This window comes from Bartonella sp. AA23NXGY, assembly GCF_042197165.1.
In the GTDB taxonomy this organism is placed as follows: Bacteria; Pseudomonadota; Alphaproteobacteria; order Rhizobiales; family Rhizobiaceae; genus Bartonella.
Genome location: NZ_JBHIRO010000064.1, coordinates 1 through 1639, shown reverse-complemented (window position 1 = coordinate 1639; position 1639 = coordinate 1). Strand labels below are relative to the sequence as shown.

The following is a 1639-nucleotide window of genomic DNA, read 5'->3' as shown; positions in this document are numbered from 1 at the left end:
TTTCACTTGCAATAATAATAAAGAAAGGGAGGTGAAGTATGTCAACTAAGTTGCCATGGACGAGGCTTTTTGCAGACAAGTGGCTACTTGATCTTGCATATTTGCCAGCTTTTGAAGGTTTCATATATGTTAAGTTGCGCTTTCAAATGCTTCGCACAGGAGAGCCGCTTACGAATAATTTTAAAGTGTTATCTTTATTGGCTGGCTGCTCAGTAAAAAAATTTCAGAAGGCATTAGATCTTTTATTAGAAACTGGACATATCATTTGTTTAGAAGATGGTCGGTTGTGGAACCCAGATGTTGAATTAGAATTAAATGATAGCAAAGAGAAATCAGAAGCAGCAACAAAAGCAGCTCATTCTAGATGGCATAAAACAAAAGGTAAAAATGACAATAATCATATAAAAGAAAACGCATATGCGGATTGCATGCAGAGCGCATACGATGCGCATAGTGTTGCGCAATGCGAACGCAATGCCATTAACAATAACATTAACATATATAAAAAAAATAAAACTAACGTTTTATTAAAAAAAGAAATTGATTTTGAAGATTTAGAAACAATCGATTTGGTTGACGAGCCAATCGAGTGTGATGTTGAAAGCCAATCAGAGCAAACCAACCAATCAATCATTCACGAGCAAGAAAGCGTTCCTAAGAAAGCCAAGCGAAGTAAGGGGAAAAAAGAACTTGGAAGCGTACCAGAAGATTTTGAACCTGATTTGCAATACGCAATCGATAAAGGCTTAACGCAGGATGAGGCGTTATTAGAATTCGAAAGATTTAAACTTCATTGGAAAGCCAACCCATGTCGAAATGCAAACAATCGCGATTGGCAAAGTGCTTGGTGTGGTTGGATTATTAACCAGAATGGAACGCTCGCCAAGAAATTAGAACAGGAGAAACGATATGCAAACGAACGCTATAAGCTCTCAACAAATAACTTCACAAACAGCCTTTCACAAAGCTTCAGTACACTCAAAGCAGCAATCACCACTAGCGATTCTTATGGATCAGAATGCAGCAGAGATACAGAGGCTATCAGTTCATTTGCAAGCACTTGCCAAGAGAGTGGACCGGAGTGTGTATCCTCCAACCTCTATGCATGGAAAGCCGTTGACGCTGGAGGAGAAAGCGCAAGTTTTGCAAGACTGTAATCGCTTACAAGCACTGCTTTCACGGAAAGTTACGGTTGAACATATCGAGGCGGCTGCTTATTTGCTTTCTGGTCTAAAAATACCGGCAAATATAGACCCTAATGTTATCGCTTTAAATTACAGCATAGCCTTATCAGATGCTTCAGAATACGCTCTAAAGCAGGCTGTTAAGGATATCATATGCGGAAAAGCAAAAGGATTATCGAAAACCTTTATGCCAACAGGAGCAGAGCTTGCAGAGTATTGCAGAAATTTGAAAGCAGAGCTTTTTTCGGGAGCATCAGTCATGAAATCGCATTTAAAAGCATTGAATGATAAACAGCAAAGTAGTGAAGTTTGCTGATGATTTTGAGAATAGATATGCGTTTAAATTGGCAGAAAGGCACCGTACAGAGCGATTTAAAGATTTTGTGATAAAAACCACATTGAAATTAAAAACGCTTCTGTACGGTCCATTTTGAGGCAAATAAACCCATTGGTAA

General features: G+C 38.7%; 2 protein-coding genes. Both read left to right on the top strand.

Annotated features, from left to right (window positions below):
- The first annotated feature begins 38 nt into the window (after nucleotides 1-38).
- The gene (locus ACFINY_RS09660; RefSeq protein ID WP_375701064.1) at nucleotides 39-1157 is read left to right on the top strand and encodes a hypothetical protein; all 1119 of its coding nucleotides are present in this window, start codon (nucleotides 39-41) and stop codon (nucleotides 1155-1157) included.
- A complete protein-coding gene (locus tag ACFINY_RS09655) occupies nucleotides 1117-1500 on the top strand; it encodes a hypothetical protein (RefSeq protein WP_375701063.1) in 384 nt (127 codons plus the stop codon). Before ACFINY_RS09660 ends, ACFINY_RS09655 begins: the two co-directional genes overlap by 41 nt.
- Nucleotides 1501-1639 lie beyond the last annotated feature (139 nt).

Excerpts from the sequence above, each read along its gene's own strand:
- ACFINY_RS09660 (WP_375701064.1), top strand. The coding sequence starts at position 39 with ATGTCAACTAAGTTGCCATGGACGAGGCTTTTTGCAGACAAGTGGCTA.